The following is a 16,757-nucleotide window of genomic DNA, read 5'->3' as shown; positions in this document are numbered from 1 at the left end:
GTCTCTGCGAAACCTGAAGGCGGCAGCGGAACGGCACTGCGCCCATAGGCGTTGGGTCGCTAACGTAGCCCCAACAGGACACCCTGCCCCATGCCACATTCCCCCGATGTTCAACACGACCTTGACCGGCTGCGTGGCCTTGCCCGTACGATGGATAGCGCCCTACGGGTGCCTGTTCTGGGCATTCGGCTGGGCTGGGACAGCATCCTTGGCCTGATACCCGGCGTTGGCGACGTTCTGGCTTTGGCACCGGCCGGCTATATCTTGAAGGAAGCGCATCGCATGGGCGCAAGCCGCTCGGTCCTCGCGCGTATGGGGGCGAATGTGGGCATCGACCTTGCGATCGGTGCGATCCCCCTGATCGGTGACATCTTTGACGTGGGCTGGAAGGCAAACATCCGCAACGTCGATCTGTTGCACCGTCATCTTGAACAAACGGCACCGATGAAAACCGTGAGCCCTGTGGACGGTGAGCTGTCGTCGCACCATCCGACCCTGAAGGGCTGAACAGATCGGCCGCCGTTATATGATCCCCGTTGCATGAAAAAAGGGCCGCAGTTGCCTGCGACCCTTTTCATCTGTCCAAACCTGTGAAGGCTTAGCCAACCAGTTCCAGACCGGAGAAGAAATAAGCGATTTCGACGGCGGCTGTTTCAGGCGCGTCGGACCCGTGAACGGAGTTTTCGCCAACGGATTCGGCGAATTCTGCGCGGATCGTGCCTTCGGCTGCGTCTGCTGGGTTGGTTGCGCCCATCACTTCACGGTTTTTCGCGATGGCACCTTCGCCTTCGAGAACCTGAACAACAACAGGCTCGGACGCCATGAATTCGCACAGTTCGTCATAGAAAGGACGCTCGGCGTGCACGGCATAGAAAACGCCGGCTTGTGCCTTTGTCATGTGAATACGCTTTTGTGCGACGATGCGCAGGCCGGCTTCTTCGAATTTGGCGTTGATTTTGCCGGTCAGGTTGCGGCGTGTTGCGTCTGGTTTGATGATCGAGAATGTGCGCTCAAGGGCCATGATAGCTCTCCTAGGTGGGGTTGATTTGGCCGCTCCCTAGCATGGGTCATGCCCCGTGAAAAGCCGCGATTGACGCGGGGCCAGACATGGTTCACACCGCGTCCATGTTAAGCATTTCAGAAATCAACTATTCCGTCGAAGGCCGTCCCTTGTTCGAGGAAGCCAGCGCGGTCATCCCCGAAGGCCACAAAGTGGGTCTGGTCGGGCAAAACGGTGCGGGTAAAACCACGCTGTTCAAAATCATTCGCGGAGAGCTGTCGCTGGACGCGGGCGACATCAGCCTGCCCTCGCGCGCCAAGATCGGGGGCATCGCCCAAGAGGTCCCGTCCTTCTGACGTGTCGCTGATCGATACGGTGCTGGCCGCCGATGTCGAACGCGCCGCCTTGATGCACGAGGCAGAGACAACGGATGATCCCGCGCGCATCGCCGAGGTGCAGACCCGCCTTGCCGATATCGACGCCTGGTCCGCCGAAGGCCGTGCCGCCGCGATCCTCAAGGGGCTCGGCTTTGATGACCATGATCAGCAGCAGCCCTGTTCGGCCTATTCGGGCGGGTGGCGGATGCGCGTGGCGCTGGCGGGCGTTCTGTTCGCGCAGCCAGATTTGCTGCTGTTGGACGAACCGACCAACTACCTTGATCTTGAAGGCGCGTTGTGGCTGGAAAACTACCTATCGAAATACCCGCATACGGTGATCATCATCAGCCACGACCGTGGTCTGTTGAACCGTGCCGTCGGTGGTATCCTGCATCTCGAAGACCGTAAGCTCACGTATTATCAGGGTAATTACGACCAATTCGCGAAAATGCGGGCCGAAAAGCGTGCGCAGCTGACGGCACAGGCGAAAAAGCAGCAAGCGCATAAGGCGCATATGCAGGCGTTCGTTGATCGCTTTAAGGCCAAGGCCTCTAAGGCGAAACAGGCGCAGTCGCGGATGAAGGCCATCGAGAAGATGGTGACCATCACGCCGCCGGAGGAAGCCGCGCGCAAGGTCTTTACCTTCCCGCAACCCGATGAGCTTTCGCCGCCCATCATCAGCATCGAAGGCGGATCGACCGGCTATACCGAGGGCCAGCCCGTCCTGTCGCGCCTGAACCTGCGGATCGACCAAGACGACCGCATCGCGCTGTTGGGCAAAAACGGTCAGGGTAAATCTACCCTGTCAAAGCTGCTCTCCAACCGTTTGGTGTTGTTCGAGGGCAAGGCGATCAACTCCAGCAAACTGCGCATCGGGTTCTTTGCACAGCATCAGGTGGATGAATTGATCGTCCATGAAACGCCGCTGCAGCATATGATCAGCGCGCGCCCCGGTGTGATGCAATCCAAGCTGCGCGCACAGCTGGCGGGGTTCGGTCTGGGGCCGGATCAGGCCGATACCGAAGTGGGGCGTCTGTCGGGGGGACAAAAGGCGCGTCTGTCGCTGCTGCTCGCCACATTGGACGCTCCGCATCTGCTGATCCTTGATGAGCCGACCAACCACCTTGATATCGAATCGCGCGAAGCGCTGGTCGAGGCGTTGACGCGCTATTCGGGTGCTGTGATCCTTGTCAGCCACGATATGCACCTTTTGTCGATGGTTGCGGACCGTCTGTGGCTGGTGTCGAACGGCACGGTCAAACCCTATGAGGATGACCTCGAAGCCTATCGCAAGATGCTGTTGACCGTGGAAAAGCCCGTCAGCAAAAACCCCAAACCGGTCAAAGAAGCGCCAAAACCCAAACGCGCCAACCGCGAAGACATCCTTGCCCTGCGCGCCGAAGTGCGCACGGCCGAGGCGCGGGTGACCAAGATCAACGACATGCGCGACAAGCTTGCGAAAAAGCTCGCGGACCCTGCCCTTTACGAAAAGGACAAAGTCGGCGAACTTGAGGTCTGGAACAAGAAATACGCCGAAGTCATGGCCGCGCTTGAACGGGCGGAAGCGATCTGGATGGGCGCGTTGGAAAAACTGGAAACCGCGTCGGCGTAATGCCAGCGCGGCGCAAGGGATAAGGACGGGGCTGGCCCCGGTGACGGTTTATGATGGCACTTGATCTGGCATTCATGATCACCGCGTTTGCGACGATGATCGTGATCATTGACCCCTTTGCGATTGGCCCGATGTTTCTGGCTCTGACCCCCGGTATGACTCCGCGCCAGCGCCGGTTGATTGCGTGGCGGTCTGTGGTCATCGCGGGGCTGCTGCTGCTGGTCTTTGCCGCCTTTGGCGAGGCTGTGCTCGGCTTTATCGGCATCTCCATGCCCGCCTTCCGTGTCGCGGGGGGCGTGCTGCTGTTTCTAACCGCGCTTGATATGCTTTTCGACCGCCGCACGAAACGCCGCGAGGGCCATGCCGAGGCGGATGACGATCACGACGACCCATCGGTATTTCCGCTGGCCATTCCCTTGATCGCGGGCCCCGGCTCTATCGCGTCGGTGATCCTGCTGACGGGCGAGAAACCGGGCCTTGAAGGGCTGGTGACCGTCGTCGCGATCACTTTCGCCGTCCTGATCATCATGGGCATCACGATGCAGGCCAGCGGTTACCTTGAAAACGCTTTGGGAAAGGTCGGGATCAATGTGATCACGCGGCTTTTGGGTATGCTGCTTGCCGCGCTGTCGGTGCAATTTGTGCTCGACGGGCTCAGCGCCTTTGGTTTCGGGCCGGGTCCGGGCTGACTTTTCCGCGCCCTGCCCCCATATCTTTGGAGAATTGCCAAAGGATATACGATGCCGGACATTGAAACAGGACGTTTGATCTATCTGATCGTGCTCATGGCGATGGTCGCGGGCTGGTTCTTTATGCAAAGCCGTCAGGGCTGGAACAAGACGCTGCAACAGGTCGCGGTCTGGGCCATGATCTTTACCGGTGTCGCCGCGGGCTACGGCCTGTGGGAGGATATCAACCGGCAAGGCGACATCCCGCGCCAAGCCTATGAGGCCAGCAGCGGCAGCGTCACCCTGCCGCGCGCCCGCGACGGGCATTATTATCTGACGGCGACGATCAATGGCACGCCGCTCCGCTTTGTGGTGGACACCGGCGCGACGGATATGGTGCTGACCCGCGCCGATGCCGAAGCCGCAGGGCTTTCGCCCGATAGCCTGAACTATCTTGGCCGTGCCAGCACCGCCAACGGCGAAGTGCGCACCGCCTATGTGCGGCTGGACGAGGTTGAACTGGGCGGGGTGCGCGATACCGATGTACCCGCGGTCGTGAACGAAGGCGAGATGCGGCAATCTTTGCTGGGGATGGGCTATCTGCAACGCTGGGGTCGGATCGAGATCACCAACGGAGAGTTGATCCTCACCCGGTAGAGCGCGGCGTAACGCCCTCAGGTCTCTGCCTTTTTCTCCCAACGACCCGATTCCTCGGACCAGTATTGCGCAGAGGCTCCTGCGGCTTTCAGCGATTTCCACTGGTCCCGCGCGACGTTCAAGGCGTGGTCGTCCAGCCCGTCGAACAGGATGCACACCCGATCCAGCGCCGCGACTTCCTGTGCCGATACAGCCGCACCGTGGATCGAGAACACGCAGCTTGCGTTATTCGGCGCGTGGGTGTCCGTGGTCAACAAAACCGGCTGTTCGGCATCATGCGGCCCGCCGGCCAAACCATGAGGCAGAAAGCCATCCTCGGGCCCGCGCCACAGGGCGACGTCAAGCTGTTCCAGCAAGGATTGATCGGTGCCGCGTACCGCCACACGCCAGCCCGCGCCTTGGGCCTTGCCCAAAAGCATCGTCAGCGTTTCGACCAGCGGTCGCTGGGTCAGATGGTAGAAATACGCGGCACCCATCAGATTTACTCTGTCTCGTAGAGGTTTGAAATCAATCGGTTCAACGCGGCAACGCCCCAGCCCGTGGCCCCGACGGGCGCCAGCGCTGTCTCGGATTTGACGGAGGCCACACCGGCGATATCAAGGTGAATCCACGGCGTGCCGTCCTTGATGAACCGTTGCAGGAATTGCGCCGCCGTGATCGACCCGGCAGGCCGCCCGCCGATGTTTTTCATGTCGGCGATGCGGCTTTTCAACAGCTTGTCATACCCCGCGCCCAGGGGCATCCGCCACGCGCCTTCGCCCTCGGTTTGCGCGGCCTTGAGGAAGGCGTTGCACAGCGTATCGTCGTTCGAGAAAACGCCCGCATTGTCATGACCCAGGCCGATGATAATCGCGCCCGTCAGTGTGGCCAAATCGATCACGCCCGCGGGGTTGAACCGTTCTTGCGCATACCAGAGCACATCACAAAGCACCAAACGGCCTTCGGCGTCGGTATTGATCACCTCGACCGTGTCGCCCTTCATCGTCTTGATCACGTCACCGGGGCGGGTTGCCGTGCTGGATGGCATGTTCTCTACGATACCGACCAGCCCAACGACATTGGCCTTGGCCTTACGCAGGGCAAGGCTGCGCATCACGCCCGAGACAACGCCCGCGCCGCCCATATCCATGGTCATGTCTTCCATGCCCGCGCCCGGTTTCAGGCTGATGCCGCCGGTGTCGAACACCACGCCCTTGCCGACCAACGCCAGCGGGGCCGCGTCTTTCTCGCCGCCGTTCCATTTCATCACCACGACGTAAGACGGGCTGGCCGACCCCTGCCCGACGCTGAGCAAGGTGCGCATCCCTAGTTCTTCCAACTTGGCTTCGTCCAGCACTTCGACCTCAAGGCCGATTGACTCCATCTCGGCCAGACGGTCGGCGAATTCGGTAGTGGTCAGGATATTCGCAGGCTCGTTCGTCAGGTCGCGGGTCATAAAGGCGCCGTCGGCGATCGCCAGCAGGGGCGCCGCAGCGGCTTCGACCTCTTCGGGTTTGGAATTCATGATCACGACCTGCCCCTTGCGTGGCTTGCCGTTGCTTTTGCGATCCTCGAACGTGTAGTCGCGCATGGCCAGTCCAAAGCAAAGCTCGGCCGCTTTGCGCAAGCCGCCCGTCAACACCAGCAGATCCGCATCGCCGCGCCGTTTCGCAAGCGCCGCACCGGCTGCGCGCAGGGCTTCCTGATCGGCGTTATTCGCCAATTGCACCACATCCACGGCCTCGGCCGCCATGCCGGTGGGAAAACCGAGGCTGACCGCATCGCCCGCTGACAATTTCGTGAAGCTGTCGCTGGCCACCAGACGTTCCAGCGCGCCCTTGGTCAGCTTGTTGATGCGCCGCGCGGAGGGGTTGAGCTTGCCATCCGCGCCCACAGTCACAGCCACACGGCCCGTGTGACCCGCGATCTGGTCAATATCGGTTTCGGTAAATGTCATTGGCGTCAATGCGGTCATCAGGTGAACCCCTTTTGTCTGAATTTTGCTTAGACGTATCCTGCGTGCGCCGTTAAGGCCAGATAGCAGTTTTCGTGGGCGGAAATTTACTTTATCGTCGGGCGAAAGTTCACCCGTGTTGATACCCAAGGGATGCAGATTGGCCAAGTTCGACCGCTATATGTTGTCCCAGTTCCTGATTTTGTTCAGTTTCTTCGCGTTGATCCTGGTGGCGATTTTCTGGATCAATCGCGCCGTGGTGCTGTTTGACCGGCTGATTGGCGACGGCCAGACGGCGCTGGTGTTTCTTGAATTTACCGTACTGGGGCTGCCCAAGCTGATCACCACCGTCCTGCCGATCGCGACCTTTGCGGGGTCGGTCTATGTGATCAACCGGATGACCAGCGAATCCGAGCTGACGGTGCTGCAGGCGACGGGCACCAGCCCTTGGCGTCTGGCGCGGCCCGTGTTCGCCTATGGCCTATGCGTCGCGATCATGATGTCGGTGCTGACCCATCTGCTGTTGCCCCTGTCTAACGGACAGCTGTCTGAACGCGAGGCCGAGATTTCGCAGAATGTCACCGCACGGCTGCTGACCGAAGGCACATTCCTGCATCCGACCTCTAAGGTCACGTTCTATACCCGCGTGATCGACGCCGACGGGGTGTTGCGCGATGTGTTTCTCTCGGACCGGCGCAACCCCGACGAAGGCGTGATCTATACCGCGTCCGAAGCCTATCTGATCCGCAATGGCGATGGCACGACGCTGATCATGGTCGATGGCATGGCGCAACGGCTTGAGATGGCCGGCAAACGCCTGTCGACCGCCAAGTTCCGCGATTTCTCGTTCGATATCTCGGCATTGGTGAGCAGCGACAAACCCCGCACCCAATCCATCGACGCCATGACCACGGCAGAGATGTTTGCCCAGTGGGATCAGCTTGAGACGATCACCAAATCCAGCGCGGGCGAGATCGCAGAAGAGCTGACGGCGCGCTTTGCCTCGGCAGCGTTTTGCATGATCGCCGCGATGATCGGCTATGCGACACTGGTGCTCGGAGGGTTTTCACGCTTCGGAGTCTGGCGCGAGATCGTGATCGCCTTTGGTCTGCTCATCGCGATTGACGGGTTGCGCGGCACTTTGGTCGAAACGGTGCGCGACGATGCCAGCCGCTGGCCGCTGCTGTTCCTGCCCAGCCTGATTGGCGCTGTGATTGTGATCGGGATGATCTGGCAAACGGCCCATCCGGGCTGGACCAAACGGATGGGCAAGCAAAGGGGCGTCGCATGATCCTGCATCTCTATTTCGCGCGCCGCTTTATTATGGGGTTTATCCTCATTTCCGCTGTGCTGTTCTCTCTGCTCGTGTTGGTGGATATGGTCGATCAGGCGCGCCGGTTCAGCAGCTACGATATCGGCTGGCTGCGGCTCTTCGGGATGACGTTGCTGAACACGCCCGAAACCATGAACCTGATCCTGCCGTTGATCATGATCCTTGCGACTGTGGTGTTGTTTTTGTCGCTGGCACGCTCGTCAGAACTGGTGGTGACCCGTGCCGCCGGCCGGTCAGCGCTCAGCGCGTTGCAGGCCCCGATTTGGGTGGCGTTCATTATTGGCGTGATGGCTGTGGGCATGTTGAACCCCATCGTTGCGGCGACCGCGAAACGATACATTCAACTCAGCGACAGCATTCGCGCGGGCGGGACCTTCTGTCCTGTCGGTCAGCGACGAAGGGCTGTGGCTGCGCCAAGGCAGTGACGAGGGGCAGACCGTGATCCGCGCATGGCGGTCAAACAAGGACGCCTCGGTGCTTTATGATGTCACATTCCTCAGCTACGCGCCCGAGGGCGGTCCCGCACGGCGGATCGAAGCGGACAGCGCCGCGCTGGAAGATGGTATCTGGACGTTGACCGATGCGAAGTCATGGCCGCTTGAAGTGGGCGTGAACGCCGAAGGCGCGGCAGAGACATTTGACACGCTCACCCTGCCCTCGACCCTGACGCTGGACCGCATCCGCGACAGCATCACCGATCCCGGTGCCGTCTCGATCTATGATCTGCCTGATTACATCAAGCAGCTTGAACTGGCAGGCTTCAGCCCGCGTCGCCACAAGGTCTGGCTGCAGACCGAACTGGCGCGCCCGTTCTTTCTGGTTGCGATGGTTCTGGTTGCGAGCGCGTTTACCATGCGCCATACGAGGTTCGGAGGCACGGGCGTCGCGGTGCTGGCCTCTGTTCTGATGGGGTTCGGCTTGTATTTTATTCGCAGTTTTGCGCAAATTCTGGGGGAGAACGGGCAAATTCCGGTTCTTCTTGCGGCCTGGGCTCCGCCTGTCGCGTCCATTCTTCTGGCGCTTGGTCTTCTACTTCATTCAGAAGGATGGCTGACATGCGCCGTTTGCTCCTGACCCTTCTCGTCGCCCTTGGTCTGCCCGCTGCCGCTCAAGACAGCGAGCGTCCTGCTGTTCTGGTGGCCGATGACCTGTTCATCACCCGTGACCGGGAACTGGTCGCCCAAGGCAACGTAGAGGCGTTTCAAGGCACGACCCGCATCCGTGCCTCTGCGATCCGCTACAATGATGAAACCGGTGCCTTGGTGATCGAAGGGCCGATTGTGCTGAACGATGGTGATGGCACCGTCATTCTCGCGGATGCGGCAGAGCTGGATCAGGGGTTGCAGAACGGTCTGCTGCGCGGCGCACGTATGGTGCTGAACCAGCAGGTGCAGATGGCCGCCGTCCAGATCGACCGTGTCGAGGGGCGCTATAGCCAGCTGTACAAGACCGCCGTGACCTCATGCAAAACCTGCAATGACGGCGAACTGCCCCTCTGGCAGATCCGCGCGCGCCGCGTGGTGCATGATACCGTGGCGCAGCAACTGTATTTCGATGATGCGACTTTTCATATCCGGTCGGTGCCGGTGTTCTACCTGCCCCGTTTGCGGCTGCCCGACCCGACGCTGGACCGCGCGGACGGGTTTTTGGCCCCATCCATTCGCACCACGTCGCTGTTGGGCACGGGGCTGAAGCTGCCCTATTTCATCACCTTGGGCGAAAGCCGCGACCTGACCCTGACGCCCTATCTGTCGTCCTCGACCCGCACGCTTGAATTCCGCTATCGGCAGGCGTTTACCAACGGTGATATCGAGTTTGACGGGGCCTATACCCGCGATGACCAGCTGCCAGATGAGACCCGCGGCTATCTGTTCGGTGAAGGCAGCTTTGAGCTTGAGCGCGGCTACAAGCTGAGCTTCACGATCGAGGCCGTCAGCGACAGCTCTTACTTTACCGAATACGGCTATTCGGACGAAGACCGTTTGCGTAGTGACCTCACACTTTCACGCGCGCGGCGAGACAGCTTTGTGCGTACCAGCCTTTACAACTTCGAAACCCTGCGCCCCGGAGAGTTGAACAGCACCCTGCCCACAGTCGTGATCGACGGCGAATTCGAACGGCGCTTTTTCCCCAAGGCATGGGGGGGCGAACTGCGGTTCGGGCTGGAGGCGCATAGCCATTGGCGATCTTCCGATGTGGATGTGATTGGCCGCGATGTATCGCGGATCAACGGGTCGCTGAAATATCTGCGTCGCTTCACCCACCGCTCCGGCTTGGTCACCGATGCGCAGGTCGGCACGACGTTCAATTTCTTTGACATCACCCAAGACGATACTTTTGCGCAGAACCACAGCGACATCGCGCCTTTCGCAGCGGTCGGTCTAAGCTACCCGATGGCACGCCGCGAGGCTGGTGGTGCGTCGCAGGTTCTGACGCCCGTGGTGCAACTGGGGTGGACCGATGGCAGCCGGCTCGACATTCCGAACGAGGAAAGCACCCGCGTGGAATTCGATCAGGGCAACATCCTGTCACTCTCGCGCTTTCCGCGCCCCGACCGGCGCGAACGCGGCACAACGGCAGCGGTGGCGGTGAACTGGTCGCGCTTTGACCCCAATGGCTGGGACACCTATGTCGCGGTTGGTCAGGTGTTCCGCAGCATCAGCGACCCTGCCTTTACCGATACGTCGGGCCTGTCGGGCGTGCGCTCTGATGTGCTGCTGGCGGGGCAGATCAAGAATAACGCCGGTCTTTCGCTGACCGCGCGGACCTTGGTCGACTCCGATTTCGACATCTCCAAGGCGGAACTGCGCGGCGGGTGGAGCTTTGGCAAAACCACCGTCGAAGGCACCTATGTCTGGCTTGAGGCGGATACTGCCGAAGACCGGACCGAAGCGATTTCCGAGGTGTCGCTTGACGGCAGCTACGACATCAACAAGCAATGGTCCGCCAGCGCCGACGTGCGCTATGACGTGCAAAACAGTACAGCGGCGACGGCGGGGCTTGGCCTGACCTACAATAATGAATGTGTGAGCGTCGACCTTTCGGTGCGCCGCCGCTATACCTCCTCAACAAGTGTTGAGCCCTCTACCGATATCGGGTTTAACATCGGCCTGCGGGGCTTCTCGGCCTCCAACGGAACAGAAAGATATGAGCGATCATGTGGGAAATAAGTAAGATGAACCTGAACCGTCTGACACGAAGCATCGCCGTCCTTGGGCTGGGTCTGATGACCGCCGCCCCCGTTTCGGCGCAGAACCTCTTTGCGCCCGTCGCCAAGGTGAATGAATCCGTTGTAACCGAATTCGAAGTCCAGCAGCGCCAGCGCTTTCTCGAGGTGTTGAACGCACCGGGGGCGACACGCGACGGGGCGCTGACCTCGCTGATCGACGAACGCCTGCGCAACGAGGCCGTGGCCGAAGCGGGCATCGAACTGACGCCGCAGGGCATCGAAGACAGCCTTGCAGAATTCGCCTCGCGCGCGGATCTGAGCACCGAAGAATTTACCCAGGCCCTTGGTCAATCCGGCGTCTCGCGCGAGACGTTTCGCGATTTCGTTGTAAACTCGGTCGGGTGGCGTGAACTGGTGCGTGCCCGCTATGCCAGCCGCGTGCAGATCACCGACGCTGAAATCAACCGCGCTTTGGGCGAAACACAAGGCAGCGGTGTGCGCGTGCTCGTGTCCGAGATTATCATTCCCGCCCCGCCCCAGCAAGCTGCACGGGTGAACGCGCTGGCTGAACAAATCTCGCAATCCAAATCAACGGCAGAGTTTTCGAACTACGCCAGCCGCTATTCCGCGACCGCATCGCGCGGGCGCGGCGGGCGTCTGCCGTGGCAGAACCTAACCGACCTGCCGCCAAGCCTGCAGCCGCTGATCCTGAACCTCGCCCCGGGCGAGGTTACCGACCCGCTGCCCATCCCCAACGCCGTGGCGCTGTTCCAGCTGCGCGACATCGAGGAAACCAGCGTCGCCGCGCCGACCTACTCCGAGATTGAATACGCAGCCTATTACATCCCCGGTGGCCGCACAGAACCCGCGCTGGCTCAGGCGGCGCAGATCCGTGGCCGCATCGATACCTGCGATGACCTTTACGGCATCGCGAAAGGCCAGCCCGCCGAAGTGTTGGAGCGTGTGAAAAAAGCCCCCTCGGACATTCCGCAGGACGTGGCGATTGAGCTGTCCAAGCTCGACACGGGCGAGGTTTCGACCACGCTGACCCGCGCCAATGGTCAGACGCTGATGCTGCTGATGATGTGTGGGCGTACCGCCGCCGCCAATGCCTCCGCCTCGCGCGAGGATGTGACCAACGCGCTGCGCCAGGAACGGCTGACCGGCTATGCCGAACAGCTGCTGGAGCAATTGCGGGCCGACGCGCGCATCGTTCGCAAATGACCCAAGCCAAGACGGGCTTGGCGGACAAGCCGGTTGTGATCTCTTGCGGCGAACCCTTCTGGCATCGGGCCAGAGGTCGCCGCACGGGCCTGGGCGATGCTGGCAGGCGAAGTGCCGCTCGCCTGGATCGGTGATCCGCGCCACCTGCCCCAAGACATTCCCCATTGCATTATCGACAGCCCGTCGGACGCGCTTGCCGCGGGCAGTGACGCTTTGCCCGTGCTGCGCCACGACTTTGCCGCCGGTGCCGTTGCGGGCAAGCCGGACCCCGCCAATGCGCAGGGGGTGATCGACGTGATCGCGCGTGGTGTTGACCTGGTGCGCAGCGGGGCCGCATCTGCGCTGACCACTGCGCCCATTCACAAAAAGGCGCTGAAAGACGGGGCCGGTTTCGCCTATCCGGGCCACACCGAATACCTTGCCGCGCTGGCGGGGGGAAGCGATGTGGTGATGATGCTCGCCTCTGACCAACTGCGGGTGGTGCCGGCCACAATCCATATCGCGCTGGATCAGGTCCCCAATGTGCTGACCCCTGCCCATCTGCGCCGCGTGATAGAGATTACGGCGGCGGGGCTTCGCTCTCAATTCGGGATCAAGGCACCTAGAATAGCCATCGCAGGTCTGAACCCCCATGCGGGCGAAGGCGGTACGATGGGTCGTCAGGAAGCAGATTGGATGACGGCGCTGGTCACCCGGATGAAGGGCGAAGGCTATGACCTGAGCGGCCCGCACCCTGCCGATACGATGTTCCACGCCGCCGCACGGGCGCGCTATGACGCGGCGATTGCCATGTATCACGATCAGGCACTGATCCCGATCAAGACGCTGGATTTCGACCGCGGCGTCAATGTGACGCTCGGTCTGCCGTTCATCCGCACCTCTCCCGATCACGGCACCGCCTTTGACATCGCGGGTCAGGGCATCGCCAACCCCACCAGCATGGTCGAGGCGCTGCGCATGGCCTATCGCATGGCGCAATCATGACCCCGCGCCCCCAGAACCCTTCTGCTTCACAGGTCCAAGAATGAGCACAATCGACAACCTGCCGCCCCTGCGCGAGGTGATCAATACCCATGACCTGAAGGCGCGCAAATCGCTGGGCCAGAACTTTCTGCTCGACCTGAACCTCACAGCCAAGATCGCGCGACAAGCGGGCGATATGACCGAATATGATGTGCTTGAAATCGGGCCGGGCCCCGGGGGATTGACGCGCGGGTTGCTGTCCGAAGGCGCGCGCCGCGTGCTGGCGATCGAGAAAGACAAACGCTGCCTGCCCGCTTTGGCCGAGATCGCCGAGGCCTATCCCGACCGTCTGACGGTGATCGAAGGCGACGCCCTTGAAATCGACCCGCTGGCCCATCTGACCCCACCGATCCGTATCGCGGCGAACCTGCCCTATAACGTGGGGACAGAGCTGCTGGTGCGGTGGCTGACCCCGCAGGAATGGCCACCGTTCTGGCAAAGCCTGACGTTGATGTTCCAGCGCGAAGTGGCCGAGCGGATCGTGGCCAAGCCCGGCTCCAAGGCCTATGGCCGTCTGGCGCTGCTTGCACAGTGGCGGGCCGATGCGCGTATCGTGCTGAACCTCCCACCCGAGGCGTTTACCCCGCCGCCCAAAGTCTCCTCCGCTGTGGTGCATCTGACGGCCCTGCCCGAACCCCGCTTTCCGGCGGACCCTGATGTGTTGAACCGCGTTGTGGCGGCCGCCTTTAATCAGCGGCGCAAAATGCTACGCTCTGCCCTCAAAGGAACCGCACCGGATATAGAGGATCGTTTGCGTGCGGCCGGATTGAAACCGACGGAGCGCGCCGAACAGGTGCCGCTGGAAGGTTTCTGCGCGCTGGCCCGCGAAATCGCTAAGGGCTAAGGCCACCACAACACACTCACCGTCCGAAACGCAAAAGGCCCCGCAATCGCGGGGCCTTTGTTACGATGTCAAAGCGATTATTCAGCCGCTTCGGGCTGGTCGCCACTGTTGTCCTTGGCCGGTTCGCTCGTCTCTGCCTTGGGGGCAGGTTTGCGGCGCGGCGCGCGTCGGGGCTTGGGCTTGTTCTCGGGCGTGTCGACCAGATTGTCCTCTGCCGCACTGCCGTCTTGCGTATCATCGCCATCCGACTTGGGCGCGCTGTCCGACTTAGGGGCATTATCATTGTGGTTGTTGCTGCGGCTGCGGCGGCGCTTGGGGGCATCGCCCTTGGCGTTGTCCTGCTGGGGCGCGTCGGGTTTGTCGCCCGTGTCTGCTTCCGTGGCAGGTTGATCCGCAGTGTTCTGACCGGCTTGAGCGGCTTCGCGTTCCTGACGCTCTACCCGCTCGCGGTCCCGCTCTGCCTGACGTTCGCGGTTCTCGCGTTCTTGCTGATCGCGACGCTGGTCAATCTCGCGTTGTGCTTCGGACAGCATCCGCAGGTAATGTTCGGCGTGCTGCTGGAAGTTCTCTGCCGCCACGCGGTCGTTGCTCAGCTGGGCATCACGCGCCAACTGGTTGTATTTCTCGATAATCTGCTGCGGCGTGCCGCGGACCTTGCCTTCGGGGCCAGAACTGTCGAAAACGCGGTTAACGACGTTGCCACCTTGCGGCTGACGGTTGCGATTATTCTTGGACCGGGACCGTGATCTGGAAGATTTCATGTAATCAGTTCAGCCTTGTTATGCTGGGCTTCGGAATAAGCTGCCGGACGCAGTCGCGTCCCTGAAAAGCTAGCTTTACGCTCTGTTGGGCTTAACGCCGCGCGGGACCGCCCAAAAGGCATCCACCGCTGCAACATCCTTGAATAAGCACGGCAAATGATTTGGAGCAAGTGGAAATTGGCGAAAAACACCCCCAAATGACAAGTTTTGGCGTGTTTATGCTGGCGTATCGGCCCAAAGGACACGGTCGCGCCCGCCCAGATCGGGCAAGATGCGCACCCGGCCCCAACCGGCCGCCTCGAAGATCGCTTTCACATCGGCACCCTGTTGCCAGCCGATTTCTGCCAGAACGCGACCTGTGGGCGTCAGATATCCCTGCGCCTGCGCCGCGATGATACGGTACACACTCAACCCGTCCTGCCCGTCGGTCAATGCCATCTCGGGTTCATGCAAGCGCAGTTCGGGCGAGACATCCGCCATCTCGCTTTGTGCCAGATATGGCGGGTTGGAGACGATCAGATCGAACCGTCCTTCGGCCGCACTGAACCAATCCGATTGCGTGATCTCCGCGCGCGCCTGCACCCCGTGCAACACCGCATTGGCGCTGGCCTGCAGACAGGCAGCTTCGGACAGATCAAGTCCCACGCCGCGTGCGTCTTGCTGTTCGGCCAGAAGCGTCACCAGAATACAGCCCGATCCCGTGCCCAGATCAAGCACCCGTTCAAAGGGCTCGGACAGCGCCAATTCAATAAGGGATTCGGTCTCGGGCCGCGGGTCCAGCACATCGCGGCTGACCTTGAAGTCGCGCCCGTAGAACGCCCGCTGCCCCACGAGATGCGAGACCGGCACGCGCACCGCCCGCAAGGCGATCAGCTTTTCGTAGCGTTCGGCAATATCCGGCGCGATTTCCTCGGGCGCGATCAACGTCACCCGCGCCGCATCGACCGAGGCCGCATGCGCCAGCAAGATCCGCGCATCCCGTGCAGGGTCAGGCACGCCCGCTGCGCGCAATCGCGCTGTGGCGGCGACCATGGCTTGCGCGGCGGTTGGCGCGGTCACTGCCCCATCTCGGCCAGAAGCTGCGCCTGCGCATCCGCGGTCAACGCATCGACAATCTCGTCCAGATCGCCCTGCATCACGGCTTCAAGCCGGTAGAGGGTGAGGTTGATCCGGTGGTCGGTCAGGCGCCCTTGCGGGAAGTTATAGGTCCGGATCCGTTCAGACCGGTCCCCCGACCCCACCTGCGCCGCACGGCTGGCCGATCGTTCACTGTCCACCCGCTGACGCTCCATATCATAAAGCCGCGCTTTCAGCACCTGCATCGCGATCTCGCGGTTGCGGTGCTGCGACTTCTCCGAAGACGTCACCACCAGCCCCGTCGGCAGGTGGGTGATGCGCACGGCAGAATCGGTGGTGTTGACGTGTTGCCCGCCCGCCCCTGAACTGCGCATCGTATCGATCCGCAGATCATTGGCGTCGATGTGAATATCCACATCCTCTGCCTCTGGCAGAACCGCGACAGTCGCGGCAGAAGTATGGATGCGCCCGCCGCTTTCGGTAGAGGGCACACGCTGCACGCGGTGCACACCGGATTCGTATTTCAAACGGGCAAAGACATTCTCGCCCTTGATATGGGCCACGACCTCTTTGACGCCGCCAAGCTCGGTGAACTGTTGCTCGATCAGCTCGACCTTCCAGCCCCGCGCCTCGGCATAGCGTTGATACATGCGCAGCAGATCGGCGGCGAAAAGTGCTGCCTCATCCCCGCCGGTGCCGGGGCGGATCTCCAGCATCGCAGGCTTTTTGTCGGCCTCGTCCCGCGGCAGCAGCGCGAGCTGCAAATCAGCCTCCGCTTGTGGCAAGGCGGCCTTCAGGCGCGGCAGCTCTTCCTCGGCCAGCTCCGCCATCTCGGGGTCTTTCAGCATGGCGCGGGCGTCGTCCATGTCTTGCAGCAACTGGCGATAGGCGTCGATCTGTTCGACTACGGGGCGCAGATCGGCGTATTCCTTGGCCAGCTTGGCAAAATCCGCCCCGTCAGAGCCAGCAGACATCGACGCCTCCAGAAACTGGAAACGTTGGGTGATTTGGGCAAGGCGGTCCATGGGGATCATACCGCTGGATGTCGCTGATGAAGCGGCTATGGTCAAGACCCAGCC

General features: G+C 61.4%; 13 protein-coding genes and 3 pseudogenes. 10 read left to right on the top strand and 6 right to left on the bottom strand.

Translation table 11 applies throughout. The features are described 5' to 3' along the window. The first annotated feature begins 90 nt into the window (after positions 1-90). Complete coding sequence (locus tag SJY36_RS08495) at positions 91-507, top strand: DUF4112 domain-containing protein (RefSeq protein ID WP_184582077.1); 417 nt, start codon at positions 91-93, stop codon at positions 505-507. 91 nt (positions 508-598) lie between these two features. On the opposite strand, the gene ndk is transcribed toward SJY36_RS08495, so the two are convergent. Then, complete coding sequence (gene ndk / locus SJY36_RS08490; RefSeq protein ID WP_005853549.1) at positions 599-1,021, bottom strand: nucleoside-diphosphate kinase; 423 nt, start codon at positions 1,019-1,021, stop codon at positions 599-601. A 104-nt stretch (positions 1,022-1,125) separates the two neighbouring features. Here ndk and SJY36_RS08485 point away from each other — a divergent pair. The 3 genes and pseudogenes from SJY36_RS08485 to SJY36_RS08475 all read left to right on the top strand — a co-directional run bounded on the left by SJY36_RS08485 (position 1,126) and on the right by SJY36_RS08475 (position 4,314). Further along, positions 1,126-2,989, top strand: a pseudogene (locus tag SJY36_RS08485) (ABC-F family ATP-binding cassette domain-containing protein). Between the two features lie 53 nt (positions 2,990-3,042). Continuing rightward, complete coding sequence (locus SJY36_RS08480) at positions 3,043-3,678, top strand: MarC family protein (protein WP_009824621.1); 636 nt, start codon at positions 3,043-3,045, stop codon at positions 3,676-3,678. A 51-nt stretch (positions 3,679-3,729) separates the two neighbouring features. Next, positions 3,730-4,314 carry a TIGR02281 family clan AA aspartic protease gene (locus SJY36_RS08475; RefSeq protein WP_009824620.1) on the top strand — a complete coding sequence of 195 codons (585 nt, stop codon included), beginning with the start codon at positions 3,730-3,732 and terminating at the stop codon, positions 4,312-4,314. 17 nt (positions 4,315-4,331) lie between these two features. Here the strand turns inward: SJY36_RS08475 and SJY36_RS08470 are convergent, their stop codons facing one another. Beyond that, positions 4,332-4,790 carry a DNA polymerase III subunit chi gene (locus SJY36_RS08470; RefSeq protein ID WP_009824619.1) on the bottom strand — a complete coding sequence of 153 codons (459 nt, stop codon included), beginning with the start codon at positions 4,788-4,790 and terminating at the stop codon, positions 4,332-4,334. Positions 4,791-4,795: 5 nt separating this feature from the next. After that, positions 4,796-6,268 (bottom strand): leucyl aminopeptidase, encoded by a 1,473-nt coding sequence (locus tag SJY36_RS08465; protein WP_037966295.1) that lies wholly within the window; start codon positions 6,266-6,268, stop codon positions 4,796-4,798. 139 nt (positions 6,269-6,407) lie between these two features. On the opposite strand from SJY36_RS08465, the gene lptF reads away from it, so the two are divergent. From lptF to rsmA, 6 genes and pseudogenes are all read left to right on the top strand, one after another. Further along, positions 6,408-7,538 carry an LPS export ABC transporter permease LptF gene (gene lptF, locus SJY36_RS08460; protein ID WP_386174268.1) on the top strand — a complete coding sequence of 377 codons (1,131 nt, stop codon included), beginning with the start codon at positions 6,408-6,410 and terminating at the stop codon, positions 7,536-7,538. Beyond that, positions 7,535-8,654 (top strand): annotated as a pseudogene (gene lptG / locus SJY36_RS08455) (LPS export ABC transporter permease LptG). Before lptF ends, lptG begins: the two are co-directional and overlap by 4 nt. Continuing rightward, positions 8,636-10,750 carry an LPS-assembly protein LptD gene (locus tag SJY36_RS08450; RefSeq protein WP_289091353.1) on the top strand — a complete coding sequence of 705 codons (2,115 nt, stop codon included), beginning with the start codon at positions 8,636-8,638 and terminating at the stop codon, positions 10,748-10,750. Before lptG ends, SJY36_RS08450 begins: the two are co-directional and overlap by 19 nt. 5 nt (positions 10,751-10,755) lie before the next feature. Next, positions 10,756-11,973, top strand: a complete 1,218-nt coding sequence (locus SJY36_RS08445; RefSeq protein ID WP_386176478.1) for a peptidylprolyl isomerase — start codon at positions 10,756-10,758, stop codon at positions 11,971-11,973. Further along, positions 11,970-12,957: pseudogene (gene pdxA / locus SJY36_RS08440) on the top strand (4-hydroxythreonine-4-phosphate dehydrogenase PdxA). The gene SJY36_RS08445 and the pseudogene pdxA overlap by 4 nt, the downstream one beginning before the upstream one ends. A gap of 40 nt (positions 12,958-12,997) precedes the next feature. Continuing rightward, entirely contained in the window at positions 12,998-13,840 is an 843-nt protein-coding gene (gene rsmA, locus SJY36_RS08435; RefSeq protein ID WP_386174264.1) for a 16S rRNA (adenine(1518)-N(6)/adenine(1519)-N(6))-dimethyltransferase RsmA, read from the top strand. Between the two features lie 77 nt (positions 13,841-13,917). Here rsmA and SJY36_RS08430 read toward each other — a convergent pair whose 3' ends face one another. The 3 genes from SJY36_RS08430 to prfA all read right to left on the bottom strand — a co-directional run bounded on the left by SJY36_RS08430 (position 13,918) and on the right by prfA (position 16,712). Next, entirely contained in the window at positions 13,918-14,601 is a 684-nt protein-coding gene (locus SJY36_RS08430) for a DUF4167 domain-containing protein (protein ID WP_386174261.1), read from the bottom strand. A 216-nt stretch (positions 14,602-14,817) separates the two neighbouring features. After that, complete coding sequence (gene prmC, locus SJY36_RS08425) at positions 14,818-15,660, bottom strand: peptide chain release factor N(5)-glutamine methyltransferase (RefSeq protein WP_386174258.1); 843 nt, start codon at positions 15,658-15,660, stop codon at positions 14,818-14,820. Further along, positions 15,657-16,712: a peptide chain release factor 1 gene (gene prfA, locus SJY36_RS08420; RefSeq protein WP_005853534.1), complete on the bottom strand. Its 1,056-nt coding sequence runs from the start codon at positions 16,710-16,712 to the stop codon at positions 15,657-15,659. Before prfA ends, prmC begins: the two co-directional genes overlap by 4 nt. Positions 16,713-16,757 lie beyond the last annotated feature (45 nt).

Source organism: Sulfitobacter sp. R86518 (assembly GCF_042466275.1).
Lineage (GTDB): Bacteria > Pseudomonadota > Alphaproteobacteria > Rhodobacterales > Rhodobacteraceae > Sulfitobacter > Sulfitobacter pontiacus.
This window is presented reverse-complemented; position numbering and strand designations above follow the sequence as displayed.

Coding starts and splice junctions, on each gene's coding strand:
- SJY36_RS08470 (WP_009824619.1), bottom strand. CDS start 4,790: ATGGGTGCCGCGTATTTCTACCATCTGACCCAGCGACCGCTGGTCGAA.
- SJY36_RS08475 (WP_009824620.1), top strand. CDS start 3,730: ATGCCGGACATTGAAACAGGACGTTTGATCTATCTGATCGTGCTCATG.
- SJY36_RS08450 (WP_289091353.1), top strand. CDS start 8,636: ATGCGCCGTTTGCTCCTGACCCTTCTCGTCGCCCTTGGTCTGCCCGCT.
- SJY36_RS08495 (WP_184582077.1), top strand. CDS start 91: ATGCCACATTCCCCCGATGTTCAACACGACCTTGACCGGCTGCGTGGC.
- ndk (WP_005853549.1), bottom strand. CDS start 1,021: ATGGCCCTTGAGCGCACATTCTCGATCATCAAACCAGACGCAACACGC.
- rsmA (WP_386174264.1), top strand. CDS start 12,998: ATGAGCACAATCGACAACCTGCCGCCCCTGCGCGAGGTGATCAATACC.
- SJY36_RS08465 (WP_037966295.1), bottom strand. CDS start 6,268: ATGACCGCATTGACGCCAATGACATTTACCGAAACCGATATTGACCAG.
- SJY36_RS08430 (WP_386174261.1), bottom strand. CDS start 14,601: ATGAAATCTTCCAGATCACGGTCCCGGTCCAAGAATAATCGCAACCGT.
- SJY36_RS08480 (WP_009824621.1), top strand. CDS start 3,043: ATGGCACTTGATCTGGCATTCATGATCACCGCGTTTGCGACGATGATC.
- SJY36_RS08445 (WP_386176478.1), top strand. CDS start 10,756: ATGAACCTGAACCGTCTGACACGAAGCATCGCCGTCCTTGGGCTGGGT.
- prfA (WP_005853534.1), bottom strand. CDS start 16,712: ATGATCCCCATGGACCGCCTTGCCCAAATCACCCAACGTTTCCAGTTT.